We start from the raw sequence: 505 nt of genomic DNA on the forward strand, positions 1-505 counted from the left end.
TTACCTAACATTACGTCTTTGTAGAAGTGCTCAGGGATCACTAAGAAACCCGTAATTTCGCGATTCAAAAACGCTTGTTTTGCATCCTCAACTGTATGTAAACGCGAGACGATTTTGACTTGAGGTGTCGCATCGACCATACGCTCTAACTTTAGGCTGGTTTGGCTTCCGTCTAGGTTTACGACCGCAATTGGCTGCTCTCTCGGGGTTTGTTGTGCGTATGGCAGTGGATACAAAAACGAATAAAAAACCACGCCACCAAAAACAGTTAATGTGACGACGGGGTTGGTCAGCACAGAGCGAATCTCTGCTTTAATCAGTTGCCAGAGTGTCATGCTGCCTCCCTTTGCTGAGTCGACAGTGCTGCCGCTCGGTATTTATGAATGAATGCGGCTGTCAGTAAGAGTGGCACCACATACCAGATCATTGGCCACAAAGCACTAAACGATTGAGCGGCTGACGCTCCGTAGCTTGCCTGACCAACCTGAACTTCGATGTAATGGGT

The 505-nt window shown here is 47.7% G+C and carries 1 protein-coding gene and 1 pseudogene; both read right to left on the reverse strand.

Annotated elements, in window-relative coordinates; translation table 11 throughout:
* Window positions 1-335: ABC transporter permease (locus R7Z47_RS27005; RefSeq protein WP_318131048.1), on the reverse strand; the 335-nt coding region annotated here is incomplete at its 3' end.
* Window positions 332-505 (reverse strand): annotated as a pseudogene (locus R7Z47_RS27010) (ABC transporter permease); the annotation flags it as partial. The gene R7Z47_RS27005 and the pseudogene R7Z47_RS27010, both read right to left, overlap by 4 nt.

This window comes from Vibrio sp. 1641 (genome assembly GCF_033339995.1).
GTDB lineage: Bacteria > Pseudomonadota > Gammaproteobacteria > Enterobacterales > Vibrionaceae > Vibrio > Vibrio alginolyticus.